Origin of the sequence: Prauserella cavernicola (genome assembly GCF_016595675.1) — a bacterium.
Classification (GTDB): Bacteria; Actinomycetota; Actinomycetes; order Mycobacteriales; family Pseudonocardiaceae; genus Prauserella_A; species Prauserella_A cavernicola.
The window spans coordinates 1-16,456 of the sequence record NZ_JAENJH010000011.1; the positions used below are offsets into that span (position 1 = coordinate 1).

The 16,456-nt window shown below is 71.5% G+C and carries 17 protein-coding genes and 1 pseudogene; 15 read left to right on the top strand and 3 right to left on the bottom strand.

The window, feature by feature from the left end; genetic code table 11:
• A pseudogene (locus JHE00_RS36235) lies at positions 1-89 on the bottom strand (YciI family protein); the annotation flags it as partial.
• 131 nt (positions 90-220) lie between these two features.
• Here JHE00_RS36235 and JHE00_RS29925 point away from each other — a divergent pair.
• Together JHE00_RS29925 and JHE00_RS29930 are read left to right on the top strand one after the other, a co-directional pair.
• Entirely contained in the window at positions 221-1,249 is a 1,029-nt protein-coding gene (locus JHE00_RS29925; protein WP_200324634.1) for an aminotransferase class V-fold PLP-dependent enzyme, read from the top strand.
• A 55-nt stretch (positions 1,250-1,304) separates the two neighbouring features.
• Positions 1,305-2,162, top strand: a complete 858-nt coding sequence (locus tag JHE00_RS29930) for a hypothetical protein (RefSeq protein WP_307832179.1) — start codon at positions 1,305-1,307, stop codon at positions 2,160-2,162.
• Positions 2,163-2,208: 46 nt separating this feature from the next.
• On the opposite strand, the gene JHE00_RS29935 is transcribed toward JHE00_RS29930, so the two are convergent.
• On the bottom strand, positions 2,209-3,153 hold the full coding sequence (locus tag JHE00_RS29935) for a ferritin-like domain-containing protein (protein ID WP_200324636.1): 945 nt from the start codon (positions 3,151-3,153) through the stop codon (positions 2,209-2,211).
• 101 nt (positions 3,154-3,254) lie between these two features.
• Between JHE00_RS29935 and rimP the strand changes: the two genes are divergently transcribed.
• The 6 genes from rimP to rbfA all read left to right on the top strand — a co-directional run bounded on the left by rimP (position 3,255) and on the right by rbfA (position 9,080).
• Positions 3,255-3,794 (top strand): ribosome maturation factor RimP, encoded by a 540-nt coding sequence (gene rimP, locus JHE00_RS29940; RefSeq protein ID WP_200324638.1) that lies wholly within the window; start codon positions 3,255-3,257, stop codon positions 3,792-3,794.
• The gene (nusA, locus tag JHE00_RS29945; RefSeq protein ID WP_200324640.1) at positions 3,791-4,840 is read left to right on the top strand and encodes a transcription termination factor NusA; all 1,050 of its coding nucleotides are present in this window, start codon (positions 3,791-3,793) and stop codon (positions 4,838-4,840) included. Before rimP ends, nusA begins: the two co-directional genes overlap by 4 nt.
• A complete protein-coding gene (locus JHE00_RS29950) occupies positions 4,755-5,192 on the top strand; it encodes a YlxR family protein (protein WP_230425244.1) in 438 nt (145 codons plus the stop codon). The genes nusA and JHE00_RS29950 overlap by 86 nt, the downstream gene beginning before the upstream one ends.
• Before the next feature lie 122 nt (positions 5,193-5,314).
• Positions 5,315-8,227 (top strand): translation initiation factor IF-2, encoded by a 2,913-nt coding sequence (gene infB / locus JHE00_RS29955; protein WP_200324642.1) that lies wholly within the window; start codon positions 5,315-5,317, stop codon positions 8,225-8,227.
• A 72-nt stretch (positions 8,228-8,299) separates the two neighbouring features.
• Positions 8,300-8,593 (top strand): DUF503 domain-containing protein, encoded by a 294-nt coding sequence (locus JHE00_RS29960; RefSeq protein WP_200324644.1) that lies wholly within the window; start codon positions 8,300-8,302, stop codon positions 8,591-8,593.
• A 34-nt stretch (positions 8,594-8,627) separates the two neighbouring features.
• Positions 8,628-9,080 carry a 30S ribosome-binding factor RbfA gene (rbfA, locus tag JHE00_RS29965; RefSeq protein ID WP_200324646.1) on the top strand — a complete coding sequence of 151 codons (453 nt, stop codon included), beginning with the start codon at positions 8,628-8,630 and terminating at the stop codon, positions 9,078-9,080.
• A 64-nt stretch (positions 9,081-9,144) separates the two neighbouring features.
• On the opposite strand, the gene JHE00_RS29970 is transcribed toward rbfA, so the two are convergent.
• Complete coding sequence (locus JHE00_RS29970; RefSeq protein ID WP_200324648.1) at positions 9,145-10,179, bottom strand: TRM11 family SAM-dependent methyltransferase; 1,035 nt, start codon at positions 10,177-10,179, stop codon at positions 9,145-9,147.
• A gap of 51 nt (positions 10,180-10,230) precedes the next feature.
• Between JHE00_RS29970 and JHE00_RS29975 the strand changes: the two genes are divergently transcribed.
• The 7 genes from JHE00_RS29975 to rpsO all read left to right on the top strand — a co-directional run bounded on the left by JHE00_RS29975 (position 10,231) and on the right by rpsO (position 16,407).
• Positions 10,231-11,547, top strand: a complete 1,317-nt coding sequence (locus tag JHE00_RS29975) for an MATE family efflux transporter (RefSeq protein WP_200324650.1) — start codon at positions 10,231-10,233, stop codon at positions 11,545-11,547.
• Positions 11,548-11,667: 120 nt separating this feature from the next.
• A complete protein-coding gene (locus tag JHE00_RS29980; RefSeq protein ID WP_372440516.1) occupies positions 11,668-13,005 on the top strand; it encodes an MFS transporter in 1,338 nt (445 codons plus the stop codon).
• Between the two features lie 28 nt (positions 13,006-13,033).
• Positions 13,034-13,933 (top strand): tRNA pseudouridine(55) synthase TruB, encoded by a 900-nt coding sequence (gene truB / locus JHE00_RS29985; RefSeq protein ID WP_307832180.1) that lies wholly within the window; start codon positions 13,034-13,036, stop codon positions 13,931-13,933.
• Between the two features lie 10 nt (positions 13,934-13,943).
• The gene (locus JHE00_RS29990; RefSeq protein WP_200324654.1) at positions 13,944-14,909 is read left to right on the top strand and encodes a bifunctional riboflavin kinase/FAD synthetase; all 966 of its coding nucleotides are present in this window, start codon (positions 13,944-13,946) and stop codon (positions 14,907-14,909) included.
• Between the two features lie 132 nt (positions 14,910-15,041).
• Positions 15,042-15,521, top strand: coding sequence for a helix-turn-helix domain-containing protein (locus JHE00_RS29995; protein ID WP_200324656.1), 480 nt, complete (start codon positions 15,042-15,044; stop codon positions 15,519-15,521).
• Positions 15,518-16,054: a 2'-5' RNA ligase family protein gene (locus JHE00_RS30000; protein ID WP_200324658.1), complete on the top strand. Its 537-nt coding sequence runs from the start codon at positions 15,518-15,520 to the stop codon at positions 16,052-16,054. The genes JHE00_RS29995 and JHE00_RS30000 overlap by 4 nt, the downstream gene beginning before the upstream one ends.
• A gap of 83 nt (positions 16,055-16,137) precedes the next feature.
• On the top strand, positions 16,138-16,407 hold the full coding sequence (gene rpsO, locus JHE00_RS30005) for a 30S ribosomal protein S15 (RefSeq protein ID WP_200324660.1): 270 nt from the start codon (positions 16,138-16,140) through the stop codon (positions 16,405-16,407).
• Positions 16,408-16,456: the final 49 nt, after the last annotated feature.

Here is a 16,456-nt window from a genome sequence, read left to right on the forward strand (position 1 = left end):
ATCTCCTCGGGGGTCCACTGGTCCATCATCACGTTGTTCACCGCGTCCGGAGCTCCGCGGTAGTGCTTGAGCATCAGGTACTTGGCCATCGTGGTTCTCCTCGGTCCTGGTGCGACCCATTCTGGTCGCGCTCACCCCGGGGACGAAGCACGGCGCGGGATCTCGACCTGACCGGGAAAGAAACTTTCCGGGGCCGTGGAGATCGTTCTAGTGTCGGGACATGCGCCACGCCTTCGCCGCCGACTTCGACGTCCCGCCCGGCTACCTCAACACGCCCAGCGTGGGCGTCCCGCCCGCCCACGTGGCCGATGCCGTGGTCGAGACGGTGCGGCGCTGGCGCACGGGCGCGGACGCCCCGGCCGACTTCGACGGCGCCGTGCAGACGACCCGCGAGGGATTCGCCCGGCTCAGCGGCGTGCCCGCCGACCGGGTCGCCATCGCGGGCAGTGTGTCGCAGGCGATCTCCGCAGTCGCCGCGGGACTGCCCGACGGTGCGCGCGTGCTCGTCGCGGAGCAGGAGTTCACCAGCGTCACCTTCCCGTTCGCGGCGCAGGCGCGCCGGGGCGTCACCGTGCGCGAGGCGCCGCTCGCCGACCTTCCGTCCACTGTGGAGGGACACGATCTGGTCGCCGTGAGCGTCGCGCAGTCGGCGGACGGCGCGCTCGTGGACGTCGCCGCGCTGCGGGACGCCGCCGCGGCCGCGAACGTCCCGGTGCTGCTCGACGTCACCCAGGCGGCGGGCTGGCTGCCACTGGAGCTCGACTGGGCCGACTGGGTCACGGGCGGTTCCTACAAATGGCTGCTCTCGCCGCGCGGCGCCGCGTGGCTCGCGGTCCATCCCCGCGCGCTCGAGCGCGGCGTGCCGGTGTCCGCCAACTGGTACGCGGGGGAGGACCCGTGGCAGGCCATCTACGGGCTGCCGCTGCGCCTGGCCGAGGGCGCCCGCCGCTACGACCTCTCGCCGGCCTGGCTGTCCTACGCGGGCGCGGCCGTGGCGCTGCCCTATCTCGTCTCGCTCGACCGCAAGGCCGTGCACGCCCACTGCACGGGCCTGGCAGACCAGTTGCGCTCCGCGCTCGGCCTGCCGCCCTCGGGTAGCGCGATCGTGTCACTGGCCGCCGAGAACGCCGGTCCGAGGCTGGCGGAGGCGGGTGTGCGGGCCAGTGTGCGGGCGGGCAGGGCGCGCGTCGGTTTCCACCTGTACAACACCGCCGACGACGTCCAGCGGGTGCTGGACGCTCTCGCGTGAACGGCGTCGACTACCGTCCCCCTGCGTGGCTGGACAGCAGCGGTACATCCCCGGAGTGAGTGACACGGCCCCGATGCAGGCGGTCCGGCAGCAGCAGCCGCCGTCGCAGCAACACCCACAGCAGCCGAACCAGCACCCTCCGCGCCAGCAGTACCCGGCTCAGCCACCTGTCCAGCACCAGCCACAGCAACAGCAGCAGCAACAGCAACCGATCCAGCAGCAACAGCAGCACCCCGCTCAGCACTCGCCGCACCCGAGCCAGCCCCCGGCTCAGCGACCCGGTCAGCAGCCGCCGCGGGCCCAGCAGCCGCCGGGCCAGGAGCCACCGCGCCGGGGCGGGCCGGGCAAGCTGGTGCAGGGCGCCGGGCTGCTCGCGGTCGCGCTCGTGGCCGGGCTCGTGTGGTGGTTCATCCGCTCCGGCTCGGACGAGACAGCGGCCATCGAGCCGACCCCGACGCAGGAGGACCCGCTCACGAGCGGCGCGTTCGACTACACGACGGTCGCCGGGCCTGAGGTGTCCGACGACTGCGAGGCCAACTCCTACGGCGACGTCGTGGACTGGTTCGCCGACCACCCGTGCGAACGGGTCTCCCGCGCGCTCTACACCACCGAGACCGACGGGGCCCGCGCGCTGGTGTCGGTGGTCGTGGTGACCATGCCGCAGGCCAGTGACGCGCAGCAGCTCAAGGCCGTCACCGACACCGAGGGCACCGGCAACGTCAACGATCTCGTGCGCGACGAGTCCGTGTCGCTGCCCGGCGCGCCCAACGTCGCCCAGGGCGAGTACGCCTCCCGGGCCGAGGACAAGAAGGTGACGATCGTCGAGGCCGCGTTCTTCGGCGAGCACACCGACGACGAGCTGATCGCCCGCATCGGCGACGACGCGCTCCGCCTCGCCGAGGCCCAGCCCTAGGCGCGGCGGGCAGTTCCGCTACCGGCGGGAGGTCGTCGGTCACTCCCTAGGCGCGGCCGGGCAGCGCGAGGGCGGCCGGCTGCTCGCCCGCCTCCATGCGCCAGCTCGTGCACCGCGTCGCGGAGCCGATCAGCGCCTGCGTCGCCAGCGTGCGCAGCGCGACGTCGTCGGTGCGTTCCAGCACGCCGTGCCACGCCGAGGCCGCGTCCGTCTCCGCCGTGATCACCACCGCCGTCGCCGACGTCTCGTCGCTCACCGGCTCGGGCGGGACGTAGGCGGGCTCGGGCGGGCGGGGATCGGTGCCCGCGGCGGTGAGCACCCGCTCGCACGCGTCGCGCCGGTCGCGGTGCGCCGCGGCCCCTGAGTCGAGGCCGTTCGCGAAGTCGGCGGACAGGAAGGCGCTCACGAGTCCGTACACCCACACCGCGGCGTGCTCGGCGGCCAGTGCCTGCTGCAGCGCGTCCACGGCCTCCTGTGTCAGCGTGCCCGTGGTGGCCTTGTCGACGGTGCCCGGCTGCTCGGCGCCCAGTTCGGGCGACAGTTGCTGCACCGCGGCACAGCCCGCGGCCACCGAGCCGACGAGACCGGCGCGGTGGGCGGGCAGCGTCGGTACCAGCGTGGCGGCCTGCTCGCGTGCCTCCGCGAGGCGCTGGGCGAGCGCGGCCACGTCGGCCACGGAGTCCGCGGGCGCGTCGACGTTCTCGGGCCTGGGCTTGTTGAGCCGGTCGACCTCGGAGCGCAGCGCATCAGCCTGCCCCGAGCGCGCGGCGGCCACCTGCTGGGCCAGCTCCGCCTGGTCCCCGCCCGCCTCGGCGAGCGCGCCCGCCGCCGCCGTGTCCGCCTCGGCGCGCAACAGCAGTGGCAGCAGCTGGTCGGGACTGTCGTCGTAGCCGGAGCACGCGGACGCCGCGGCCGCGACGGGGATCGCCAGCGCGGCCAGTGCCGCGCCGCGCAGGACGGCACGCCGGTTCAGCGGAGCTCGGGAGGTCACGAGAAGTCATCCTGCCAGGCGGCGCCTGCTGGTCGGCGCGACCGGGTCCCGGCACGATAAGCTGAACCACCACTTCGAATAAGGACAACAGGAGCATCACGGTGCCCAACGAACTCGCCAGCCGGCTCGAGCCCGTCGTGGCCGAAGCCGTCACGGCCGCGGGTTTCGATCTCGACGCGCTGGACGTGCAGCAGGCAGGCAGGCGCAAGCTCGTCAAGGTCGTGGTCGACGGTGACGACGGGGTCGGACTCGACGAGGTCGCCGAGGTCAGCAGGGCGGTCTCCGCGGTGCTCGACGCCCACGATCACCTGATCGAGGGCGCGTACACCCTTGAGGTCACCTCCCCGGGCGTCGACCGCCCCCTCACCACTCAGCGCCACTGGCGCAGAGCCAAGTTCCGGCTCGTGCGCGTGACCCCCACGGAAGGTGCCGAGTACGTCGGCAGAGCCGGTGAGGCGGGGTCGGCCTCGGCGCGGATCCTCGTCGACGGGGTGATCCGCGACGTCCGCTACGCCGACGTCGCCAAGGCAGTGCTCGAGATCGAGTTCAAACAGCCACCCGCGGAGGAACTCAAACTGCTGGAGGCCGACGCCTCCGGCACGACCGACGACGACGCGGAACCGAAGGAGGAGTCGAAGTGAACGTCGACATCGCGGCGTTGCGCGCGATCGAACGCGACAAGGACATCCCCTTCGAGACTGTCCTGGAAGCGATCGAGACCGCTCTGCTCACGGCGTACAAGCACACGGAGGGCCACCAGCCCCACGCCAAGATCGACATCGATCGCAAGACCGGCTACGTCCGCGTCCTCGCGCACACCCTGGACGACAACGGGGAGGTCGCCGAGGAGTGGGACGACACGCCCGAGGGCTTCGGCCGGATCGCCGCCACCACCGCGCGCCAGGTCATCCTGCAGCGGTTGCGCGACGCCGAGCACGAGAAGACCTACGGCGAGTTCTCCGCCAAGGAGGGCGAGATCGTCGCGGGCGTGATCCAGCGCGACGCGCGGGCCAACGCCAGGGGCATGGTGATCGTCCAGGTCGGCGACACCGAGGGTGTGCTCCCGGCGGCCGAGCAGGTCCCCGGCGAGTCCTACCAGCACGGCAGCAGGCTCAAGGCCTACGTCGTCGGCGTCTCGCGCAGCGCGCGCGGCCCCCAGATCACGCTGTCGCGCACGCACCCGAACCTGGTGCGCAAGCTCTTCGCGCTCGAGGTGCCCGAGATCGCGGACGGCACGGTGGAGATCGCCGCCGTCGCCCGCGAGGCGGGGCACCGGTCGAAGATCGCGGTGCGCTCCACGGTCTCGGGTGTCAACGCCAAGGGTGCGTGCATCGGCCCGGTGGGCGCGCGTGTGCGCAACGTCATGAGCGAGCTCGGTGGTGAGAAGATCGACATCATCGACTACTCGGAGGAACCGGCTCGCTTCGTCGGGAATGCGCTGTCTCCCGCCAAGGTTGTGTCGGTGAAGGTGGTCGACGAGCGCGCCAAGACGGCGAGGGTCGTCGTCCCCGACTTCCAGTTGTCCCTGGCCATCGGCAAGGAAGGGCAGAACGCCCGCCTCGCCGCGCGGCTGACCGGATGGCGGATCGACATCCGCAGCGATGCTGCTCCGGACGCTTCCGCCAGCCAGCGATCGACCGAACCGGACGAGTCGCCACACGCGGCGGCAACCGGTTCGGCCGAGTGATTGGCCAGGAGCTAAACTGGGTAAGGTGCAGCGCCCGCGGCCGGATGCCGCACACCAGGAACACGAAGCGACACCGGTTCGTACCTGCGTGGGATGCCGGCAGCGGGCGTTGATCAGCGAGCTGCTGCGAGTGGTCGCGGTGGACGGGGTAGTGGTCGTCGACGAACGTCGAAGGCTGCCGGGTCGCGGTGCGTGGTTGCACCCCGAACCGGACTGCCTCACCAAGGCCGAACGGCGGCGAGCGTTTCCCAGGGCCCTCAGAGTCCAGGGAACGCTCGGTACCGACGGCGTGCGGAACCAGTTGGAGCGGCTCGCGCAGCGAGTGGGGGTCCGGGAACTTCCCGGGCCCTAGTCGGAACAAGGAAGCAGGTCGACCCGTCATGAGTCAGCCGTGAAGCTGAAGCCATGAACGCGCGACGATAGGACGAGGTCTGCGGGTGCGTGCCTGTCAGACCTCATCAGTTGAGGAGAGCAGTGGCAGGCAAGGCCCGCGTGCATGAGCTCGCTAAAGAGCTCGGTGTTACGAGTAAAGAAGTTCTCGCCAAGCTCAAGGAGCAGGGTGAGTTCGTGAAGTCCGCGTCGTCGACCGTCGAGGCGCCCGTCGCCCGTCGGCTTCGCGACGCGTTCGTCGCCAAGGAAGGCAAGGGTGGCCGCGGTCCGCGGCCGTCGGCGCCGAGTGGGAATGGCTCCGCGCCCACCGCGAAGCCGTCCGCGCCGCAGCAGTCGCAGGCTGCGCGCCCCGGACCCCCGGCTCCGAAGCCCGGTCCCAAGCCGGGCCCGAAGCCCCCGGCACCTCGCCCGGTCGAGGAGGCCCCGGCGGCGAAGGCGGCTCCCGAGCAGGAGCAGCCCCAACAGTCCCAGCAGCAGTCCCAGCAACAGCAGCCCCAGCAGCAGCAACCGCAGCAGCCCTCCGGCGGCTCGGTCGTTCCGCCGAAGCCGCAGGGCCCCAAGCCCGGCCCGAAGCCGGGTCCGAGGCCGCCCAGGGTGGGCAACAACCCGTTCGGCGTCGGTTCCGGTTCGCCGGCTCCCCGTCCGGCCGGGCCGCGCCCCGGTGGCGGCCAGCAGGGCGAGCGTGGCGGCGGGCAGCGGCCCGGCGGTGAGCGTCCGGCTGCGGGTCCCCGCGGCGGCGCTCCCAGCGGTGGCGGCGGCAACCGGCCGACTCCCGGCAACATGCCCCCGCGTCCGAACCCCGGCATGATGCCGACCCGGCCCGCCCGTCCCGCGGGTGGTCCCGGCGGTGGCCGTGGTGGACCCGGTGGCGGCCGTGGCGGACCCGGCGGTGGCCGTGGCGGACCCGGTGGCGGTCGCGGTGGACCCGGTGGCGGCGGTGGCGGCGGCGGTTTCCGCCCCGGTGGCGGCGGCGGTGGCGGCGGCGGTTTCCGCCCCGGCGGCGGCGCTCCGGCCGGCGGTGGCGGTGGCTTCCGTCCCGGCGGTGGCCGTGGCGGGCCCGGTGGCCGTGGTGGCACGGCCGGTGCGTTCGGTCGTCCCGGTGGACCCTCGCGCAAGGGCCGCAAGTCGAAGCGGCAGAAGCGCCAGGAGTACATGGAGAACATGCAGGCGCCCAGCGTCGGCGGCGTTCGCCTGCCCAAGGGTGGCGGCGAGACGATCCGGCTGCCGCGCGGTGCCTCGCTGACCGACTTCGCCGAGAAGATCGACGCCAACCCGGCTTCGCTGGTGCAGGTGTTGTTCCACCTCGGCGAGATGGTCACGGCCACGCAGTCCGTCTCCGAGGACGTGCTCGAGCTGCTCGGCACGGAGATGAACTACAACGTGCAGGTGGTCAGCCCCGAGGAGGAGGACCGCGAGCTGCTCGAGGCCTTCGACATCACCTACGGCGAGGACGCCGGTGACGAGGAGGACCTGCAGGTCCGGCCTCCGGTGGTGACCGTCATGGGTCACGTCGACCACGGTAAGACCCGTCTGCTGGACACGATCCGGAAGACGAAGGTCCACGAGGGCGAGGCCGGCGGCATCACCCAGCACATCGGTGCGTACCAGGTGGAGACGGAGCTGGAGGGCAACGAACGGCTCATCACCTTCATCGACACCCCTGGTCACGAGGCGTTCACCGCCATGCGTGCCCGTGGTGCGCAGGCCACCGACATCGCGGTGATCGTGGTCGCCGCCGACGACGGTGTCATGCCGCAGACGGTGGAGGCGATCAACCACGCCCAGGCCGCCAAGGCTCCGATCGTGGTCGCGGTCAACAAGATCGACAAGGAGGGTGCGAACCCTCAGAAGATCCGTCAGCAGCTCACCGAGTACAACCTCGTCGCGGAGGAGTACGGCGGCGACACGATGTTCGTCGACATCTCGGCGCGCGAGAACATCAACCTCGACGCCCTGCTCGAGGCGATCCTGCTGACCGCGGACGCCGCACTGGACCTCCGGGCCAACCCGGACATGGAGGCCCAGGGTGTCGCGATCGAGGCACACCTCGACCGCGGGCGCGGTCCGGTGGCGACGGTGCTGGTCCAGCGCGGCACGCTGCGCATGGGCGACTCCGTGGTCGCGGGCGACGCCTACGGCCGCGTGCGCCGCATGGTCGACGAGTACAACCGCGACGTCACCGAGGCGACGCCGTCGCGTCCGGTGCAGGTCATCGGCTTCACGTCGGTGCCGCGCGCCGGTGACACGTTCCTCGTGGTGGAGGAGGACCGGGTGGCCCGGCAGATCGCCGAGCGCCGCCAGGCCCGCATCCGCAACGCGGAGAACGCGGCCAAGCGCAAGCGCGTCAGCCTGGAGGACCTGGACTCCGCGCTGAAGGAGACCAACACCCTCAACCTGATCATCAAGGGTGACAACTCGGGTACCGTCGAGGCGCTCGAGGCATCGCTCATGCAGATCGACGTGGGTGACGAGGTCGACCTCAACGTCGTCCACCGCGGTGTCGGTGGTGTGACCGAGAGCGACATCGACCTGGCCGCGGCCTCCGACGCGATCGTCCTTGGATTCAGCGTGCGGGCACAGGGCAAGGCGACCGAGCGGGCCAACCGCGAGGGCGTCGACGTCCGGTACTACACGGTGATCTACCAGGCGATCGAGGAGATCGAGCAGGCTCTCAAGGGCATGCTCAAGCCGGAGTACGAAGAGGTCGAGCTGGGCAGGGCCGATGTCCGCGAGGTCTTCAAGTCCTCGAAGCACGGCACCATCGCCGGTTGTCTCGTCACCTCCGGCCAGATCAGGCGCAACGCCAAGGCGCGCCTGCTCCGCGACAACGTCGTGGTGGCGCAGGACCTTCCGGTCAACTCGCTGCGCCGCTTCAAGGACGATGTCGTCGAGGTCCGCGACGGGTACGAGTGTGGTCTCACGCTCGGCAAGTTCTCGGACATCAAGGTCGACGACGTGATCGAGACCTACGAGCAGCGCGAGAAGCCTCGCGAGTGACACAGGCGAACAGGCTGGGCGGGGGCGCGAGTCCCCGCCCAGTCCGTCTGTGCCTCCCGAGGTGAGGATCCGATGTTCGTCGGTGCCCTGGAACTGGATGTGTTGCTCGGCGACCTGCGGTCGCTGAAGCAGAAGCGGTCGGTGGTGCGACCGTTGCTCGCCGATCTGCGCAAGCGTTTCGACGTGTCCGTGGCCGAGGCAGGCCACCTCGACCTCCACCGGCGCGCGCTGGTTGGAGTGGCCGTCGTGGCCGCGGACGGCGAGCATGTGAGAGACGTGCTCGACGCGTGCGAACGTGTCGTCGCGGAACGGCCCGAGCTGGAGCTGCTGTCGGCCCGCCGCCGGCTGCTCGGCCCGGACGACTAGTGGCTGGTTGAGAACACGAGTAAGGGGGTGCGCCGTGGCCGATCAGGCTCGCGCACGAAGGCTGGCCAAGCGGATCGCGCAGATCGTCGCGTCGGCGTTGGAGCACGAGGTCAAGGACCCGCGTCTCGGCAACGTGACCGTCACCGACGCCAAGATCACCGGTGACCTGAGGGACGCGACCGTGTACTACACCGTGCTCGGTGAGAACCTCGACTCGGTGCCGGACTTCGCGGGTGCCGCGGCGGCGCTGGAGTCCGCGCGCGGGGTGCTGCGCACCAAGGTCGGGCAGGGCACCGGCGTGCGCTACACGCCGACGCTGACGTTCGTGCCCGACAACGTGCCCTCCGACGCTCGGCACATCGACGAGCTCCTCGCGAAGGCCAGGGAGGCCGACGCCGAGGTGGCACGCCAGGCGACCAGTGCCCAGCACGCCGGTGAGGCCGATCCCTACCGCGAGCCGCGCGAGGACAAGCCCGACGAGGCCTGAGGCAGGCCGTCGCGGATCCGGTGGTGTCCGGGTCCGCGAGGCGGCGCCTCGCGCGACAAGGCCGCTACTTCCGCGCCACCAGCACATCGCGCACGATGGCCTGGTCCACGCGGTGGGCGAGCTGCTCGTACGCCCCGCCCTCGCACACCGTCAGCCCTGCCCTGGCCAGGATCGCCACCAGCTCGTCCCTGGAGACGACGTTGGTGTTCCACGACAGCCCGAGCGCGCCCCCGGTGCGCAGCACCCTCGTCCACACCGGAACCGCGGCGGCCAGCAGGTCGCGCGGACTGCGGGCGAGACCCGCCTCCTGGGTGCGGCTGCCGTGCTGCACGCCGTAGGGGGCGTCGGTGACGATCACGTCGGCCGACGCGCGGCGCAGCACCTCGTCGGTACGCAGCGTGTCGCAGTTCAGATAGGACAGTGAGCGTTTCTCGCCCGCCTTGTACCGTTCCTTGGTCGCGGCGTAGGTGATGTCGAGGCGCCTGCCGAGGCGCACCTTCTGCCTGCTCAGCGAACTCACGTCGGCGGTGTGCTTGACCCGCTTGGTGCGCAGCCACGTCTTGATGAACTGCTCGTAGGCCTCGAAGTCCCTGCCGTCGACGTCCAGCCCGGTGGCGTCGAAGCCGTACATCATCGCCTGGTTGAGCGTGGTTCCCCTGCCGCACAACGGATCCAGCAGGCTCAGCCCACCCTCCACCAGCGCGGTGGGGCGGTCGGTGGCGAGCACGGTGAGGTTCAGCAGCAGCTTGGTGAACAGCTCGTTGGTCTTGCCCGTGTACTTCTGGATCGTCAGCAGGTCCGAGTCGAACTCCGCGGTCGGCCGCAGCGGCAACGGCCGCAGTAGCTCACCGGTGCGCTCGAAGAGCACGTACGCCGACGACAGGTTGGACAGGTGCGCGACGTCGGTCTCCGACAGCGCGGACTCCGTCGTGAACGTCACGTAACCGGCGCCACCGATGTCGCTGCGGCCGATCTCGGCGACGGGGGTGGACAGCACCGTCGCCCCGAACACGGCCAGCTCGGCGCGCAGTAGCTCGCCGGAGGTCTCGGTGTAGACGCGGTTGGCCGACGGGAGGATGAGGATCGCGTACTCGGGCATCGCCGATGAGCGTAACGGAGGGTGTCGGTGGCCCTGGTTACGCTTCCGGTCGTGGTCAACCCCGTGGAGGAACGCGTCCCCGCCCGCAAGGTCTTCGGCCTCGCCGTGCCCGCGCTCGGTGTGCTCGCCGCCGAACCGCTGTACGTGCTCGTGGACACGGCGGTCGTCGGCCATCTCGGCGCACTGCCGCTCGCGGGGCTCGCGCTGGGCGGAGTGCTGCTGTCGCTGGTGTCGACGCAGCTGACGTTCCTGTCCTACGGCACCACGGCGCGTACGGCCCGGCTGCACGGCGCGGGACGGCGCGCCGAGGCGGTGGAGGAGGGCGTGCAGGCGACGTGGGTCGCGATCGCCGTCGGGCTCGTGGTGTGCGGTCTGGGGCAGCTCGTCGCCGAACCCGTCGCGCGGGCGATGTCGGGCGACGACACCGTCACCGGCGAGGCGGTGTCGTGGCTGCGGATCGCGCTGTGCGGCACGCCGATGATCCTCGTGACGATGGCGGGCAACGGCTGGATGCGCGGGGTGCAGGACGCGGTGCGTCCACTCCGGTACGTGCTCGCGGGCAACGGACTGTCGGCGGTGCTGTGCCCGGTACTCGTCTACCCGGCCGGGATGGGGCTCGAGGGTTCGGCGGTGGCCAACGTCATCGCGCAGTCGGTGTCCGGCGGCATGTTCCTGTGGGCGCTGGCGCGTGAGCGCGTGCGACTGCGGCCCCGTCCTGTCGTCATGTGGGAGCAGCTGAAGCTCGGCCGCGACCTCGTGCTGCGCAGCCTCGGCTTCCAGGCGTGCTTCCTGTCCGCGGCCACGGTCGCGGCCCGCACCTCCACCGAGGCCGTCGGCGCGCACCAGGTGGTGCTGCAGCTGTGGACGTTCCTCTCGCTGGTGCTCGACTCGGTCGCGATCGCCGCGCAGTCGCTCGTCGGCGCCGCGCTCGGCGGGGGGTCGCAGCGCACGGCACGCGGGGTGGCGGCCCAGATCGTGCGCTACGGGCTGATCCTCGGCTGTGCGCTGTGCGTGCTGTTCGCCGCGGTGTCGCAGGTACTTCCGCACGCGTTCACCTCGGATGCCGGAGTGCTGGCGGAGATCCCGGGAGCCTGGTGGTTCTTCGTCGCGCTGCAGCCCGTGGCCGGCGTGGTGTTCGCGCTCGACGGCGTGCTGCTCGGCGCGGGCGATGCCGCGTTCCTGCGCAACGCCACGCTCGCCAGCGCCATCCTCGGTTTCCTGCCGCTGATCTGGGCGTCGCTCGGGTTCGGCTGGGGACTGGCCGGGATCTGGTCGGGTCTGTCGCTGTTCATGCTCCTGCGACTGGTGTTCGTCCTCGTGCGCTGGCGCTCGGGCAACTGGGCGGTCGTAGGCGCGGTGCGCGTGTGAGTGTGGCCGATGGCACCCCCGATCCTGGTATTGATCGGCATTGTTTAGCCGATACAACTACTGGGGACGGCGACGTGCCTTCCCATCCTGCTGCTCACATCGATGACCCAAGGGGGATCCTTGCCGTCCCGGAGTCCGGCGGCCGCGCCAGCCAGTGCGCGGTCGTGGCTGATCTGGTTGACCGCCGCATTCGTCTACATACTCGCCGTCTTCCACCGCGCCTCCTTCGGAGTCGCCGGTATCGAGGCCGCCGACCGCTTCGGGGTCGGCGCCGCCGCCCTCGCCACCTTCACCGTCCTGCAGGTGGGCGTCTACGCCGCCATGCAGATCCCCGCCGGGGTACTCGTCGACCGCTTCGGCCCCCGCGCACTGCTCAGCGTCGCGCTCGTCTTCCTCGGCTCGGGGCAGATTTTGCTCGCGGTCGCCGACACCTACTCGCTGGGCCTGCTGGCCCGCGGCGTGCTCGGTGTCGGTGACGCGCTCACGTTCGTCTCCGTGCTGCGGCTGGCGGCCAACCACTTCCCGGCCAGGCAGTACACGCTCGTCACGTCGTTCACCGGGGCGCTCGGCTTCGCGGGCAGCCTCGCCGCCACACTGCCGCTGACGTTGCTGCTCGCCGGTCCCGGCTGGCTGCCGACGTTCCTGATCGCCGGCGTGGTGACCATGCTGTTCGTGGTGGTGGTGCAGTGGCGCGTGCACGACAGCCCGCACGTCCGCGTGGCCTCGACGGAGTCGGTGCCGATGCGCGACGTCGGCAGGCAGGTGCTGACGGCCCTGCGCGTCCCCGGTACGCGGCTCGGCTTCTGGACCCACTTCTCGACGATGTTCGGGCAGAACGTCCTGGTACTGCTGTGGGGCGTGCCGTTCCTCGTGCAGGGCCAGGGCTACGCGGTGACCACCGCGAGCAGCCTGCTCGCGGTCTTCGTGATCGGAGCGATGGTCGGCGGGCCACTGGTCGGCAGCTACATCGGCCGCAGGCCCGAGGCCAGGATGCCGATGGTCGTGACCTTCCTCATCGCGAGCGGGCTGACGTGGACGGTGCTGCTGAGCTGGCCCGGCCGGATCCCACTGGGCGTGCTCGTGCCCGCGTTCGCCGTGCTGTCGCTCGGCGGGCCCGTCTCTGCCATCGGCTTCGCGCTCGCGCGGGACTACAACCCGCTGCCGCGCGTGGGCACCGCCACCGGCGTGGTCAACGTCGGCGGGTTCGTCGCCACCACGGTGACGGCGCTGCTCATCGGACTGCTGCTGGAGGCGACGGGAGGCAACTTCCGGATCGCGCTGCTGTCGGTGGTCGCCATGCTGGCGCTCGGTTCGTGGCGCATGGCCGTCTGGTGGCGGCGGGCTCGGGCGGCCGTGTTCGCCGCGGAGGAACGCGGTGAGCCGGTGCCGGTGCAGCTGCGCAGGAGGCGCTGGGACGCCTGCGTCCCGGTGCCCGACCGGGTGGCCGCGCCCGTGTGAGCCGCGGGCTTCGTTACAGTGTGCGGCCGTGCCGAAACCGCCTCCTCCGCCTCCTGGCCTGCTGATCGTCGACAAACCGAGCGGCATGACGTCCCACGACGTCGTCGCCAGGGCCCGCCGGGCCATGGGCACCCGCAAGGTCGGCCACGCGGGCACGCTCGACCCGATGGCGACGGGCGTGCTCGTGCTGGGTATCGAGCGAGCGACCAAGCTGCTCGGGCACCTGGCGCTCGACCGCAAGACCTACCTCGCGACCCTCGCTCTCGGCTCGGCGACGACCACCGACGACGCCGAGGGCGAGCTGCTGAGCGAGGCCGAGCCCGGCGCGGTCGAGGCGGTCACCGACGAGCGCGTCCAGGTCGGCATCGCCGCACTGACCGGTGACATCCAGCAGGTGCCCAGCGCCGTCAGTGCCGTCAAGGTCGACGGCAAGCGCGCCTACGCGCGCGTGCGCGCAGGCGAGGAGGTGACACTGCCGCCGCGGCCGGTGAGCGTCTACCGGTTCGACCTGCTCGCCACCCGCCGCGAGGCGGGCCGCGTGGAACTCGACGTGATGGTCGACTGCTCGTCCGGCACGTACGTGCGGGCGCTCGCGCGGGACCTCGGCGCCGGGCTCGGCGTCGGCGGTCACCTCGCGGCGCTGCGCCGCACCACGGTCGGGCCGTTCACGCTCGCCTCGGCGCGCACGCTCGACGCCGTCGAGGCCGAGCCGGGTCTGTCGCTGACGCTCGACGAGGCCGTCGCCGCCGCGTTCCCCCGCCGCGACGTCGACGCGGCCACGGCGAGGGCCGTGCGGCACGGGCAGGCCATCCCCGCGGCGGGCATCGAGGGCACGTACGGCGTCTTCGATCCGGCCGGGCAGGTGCTCGCGCTCGCGGCCGACGCGCGGGACGTGACCCGCCCGGTGGTCGTGCTGGCTCCGGCCTAGGGTGTTTCTCGTGCAGCGTTGGCGGGGTTTGACGGACTTGCCCGGTGGCTGGGGGCGATGCGTCGTCACGATCGGGGTCTTCGACGGGGTCCACCGAGGACACCAGGCGTTGATCCGCAGGACGGTGGAGGCCGCGCGGCAGCGGGGCGTGCCGAGCGTGGTGCTCACGTTCGACCCGCATCCGTCCGAGGTGCTGCGGCCCGGCAGCCATCCCGCGCAGCTCACCACGTTGCGCCGCAAGGCGGAGCTGGTCGAGCAGCTGGGGGTGGACGTGTTCGCCGTGCTGCCGTTCACGCCCGAGCTCTCGCGGCTCACCGCCGACGGGTTCGTGCACGAGATCCTCGTCGACAAGCTGCACGCGGCCGCCGTGATCGTGGGGGAGAACTTCACCTTCGGCCACCACGCCGCCGGCAACGTGGAAACCCTGCGCACGCTCGGCAAGCGGTTCGGGTTCGTGGCGCAGGGCGCGCAGCTGCAGGGCCGCACGCTGCCCAGCGACGAGCAGGACGACGGCGAGATCACCTTCTCCTCCACGTACGTGCGCTCGTGCATCGACGCGGGCGACGTCTCGGCCGCGGCCGACGCGCTCGGCCACCCGCACCGGCTCGAGGGCATCGTGGTGCGCGGCGACGGCAGGGGACACGACCTCGGATACCCGACGGCGAACCTGTCGGCCCCGCGGTTCGCGGCGATCCCCGCCGACGGCGTGTACGCGTGCTGGTTCGAGCGCTCCACCCACCCGGGGGAGCGGCTTCCCGCCGCCGTGTCGGTGGGGACCAACCCGACGTTCTCCGGCCGGGAGCGCACCGTCGAGGCGTTCGTGCTCGACGTGGACGAGGACTTCTACGGCCAGCATGTGGCGCTCGACTTCGTCGCGCGGCTGCGCGGCCAGATCAAGTTCGACAGCTCCGACGGTCTCGTCGAGCAGATGGCGGGCGACGTCACGCGCACGCGTGAGCTGCTCGGGCTCACCTGAGCCCGTACCCGGCCGGGTGCAAAAGCGAACAGCTGGTCGGTTCCGGCCCGTGGGTGTGAACGGGCCTGGCAAGATGCGTTCACGAACAACAAACGGGGTCTGCACAGAAGTGCCGAGGGGAGCAGGCGGACAGTGGAGGACCACAAGATCGTCCAGCGCAACGTCGCGTTGCAGCGCGAGTGGTACGGGGAACCACTCGGTGACCGGGTGCGCAGACTGGTGGTCGCCTTCGACGTCTCGCAGGCCTACCTCGCCGAGGTCCTCGGCATCAGCGCGCCCATGCTGAGCCAGGTGATGAGCGGCAGGCGCGCGAAGATCGGCAACCCCGTGGTGCTGTCGCGGCTCATCATGCTCGAGCGCAAGGTGCTCACCCCCGAGGTCGCGGCGGGCAGCAAGGAAGCGATCCGCGCCGCGCTCGAGGACGTCAAGACCGCCAGGCCCACGGTCAGCAGGGACAACTTCCCGGTCGGAGCGGGTCCCGACGACCAGTCGGTGCTGGCGGCGCTGCGCGAGGTCGCCGAGGACGAGAACCTGCTCGACGCCGCGGAGCTGCTCGACGCCGAGTTCCCGGCGATCGCCGACCTGCTGCGCCGGGCCGGCAAGACGGCGTGAGCGGCGTCGCGCGCCTGTTCAGCGCGCTGGTGCCGCCGGAGCACGTCCTCCGCTCGCTGCGCGCCGAACTCGCCCGGCACTCCGAGGGGCCGTCCGAGGGACTGCGCTGGAGTGCCGAGAAGGGCAGGCACGTCACGCTCGGTTTCTACGGCACCGACGACCTCGCGAGCAGGGCGGGCTGGCTGCGCGCCCGGCTCGCCGGGCTCGGGGCGCCGGTGCTGCGGCTCGAGGGAGGCGGCACCTTCCGCGGAGTACTCTGGGCCGGAGTGCGGGGGAGCGGACTCGCCGCGCTGGCCGAGGCCGCGAGGCCCGGAGGCGACGACCATCCTTTCCACGCGCACCTGACCCTGGCGAGGGGCTCGCGGCACCCGGCGTTGACGGCGTGGGCGCGGCTGCTCTCGGACTACCGGAGTCCGGAATGGATCGCGGGCGAGGTGACGCTGCTGCGCAGCGATCCGGGTCGGGGAGGGCACACCTACACCACGGTCGAGCGGTTCGCGCTCGGCCGACCGGTCGACGGAGAACCCTCCTGATACCCTCGATAGTTGAGTCCGGCTGCGGTCCGTGGCGGCCGGGACTGTCCTTACTTACACGGCACATAACCAAGGAGTGACGAGTGGCGCTGTCCACCGATGAGAAGAAGCAGATCCTGTCCGAGTACGGCGTCCACGACGCCGACACGGGATCGCCCGAGGCCCAGGTGGCCCTGCTCACCAAGCGGATCACCGGTCTCACCGAGCACCTCAAGATGCACAAGCACGACCATCACTCCCGTCGCGGCCTGTTGCTGCTGGTCGGCCGTCGTCGCCGGCTGCTCAACTACGTGATGAAGGTGGACGTCGAGCGGTACCGGTCGCTGATCCAGCGTCTCGGCCTCCGCCGCTGACGAGCTCCGAGGGGGAGTGACCCGCCGGGTCGCTCCCCCCTCGGCACAA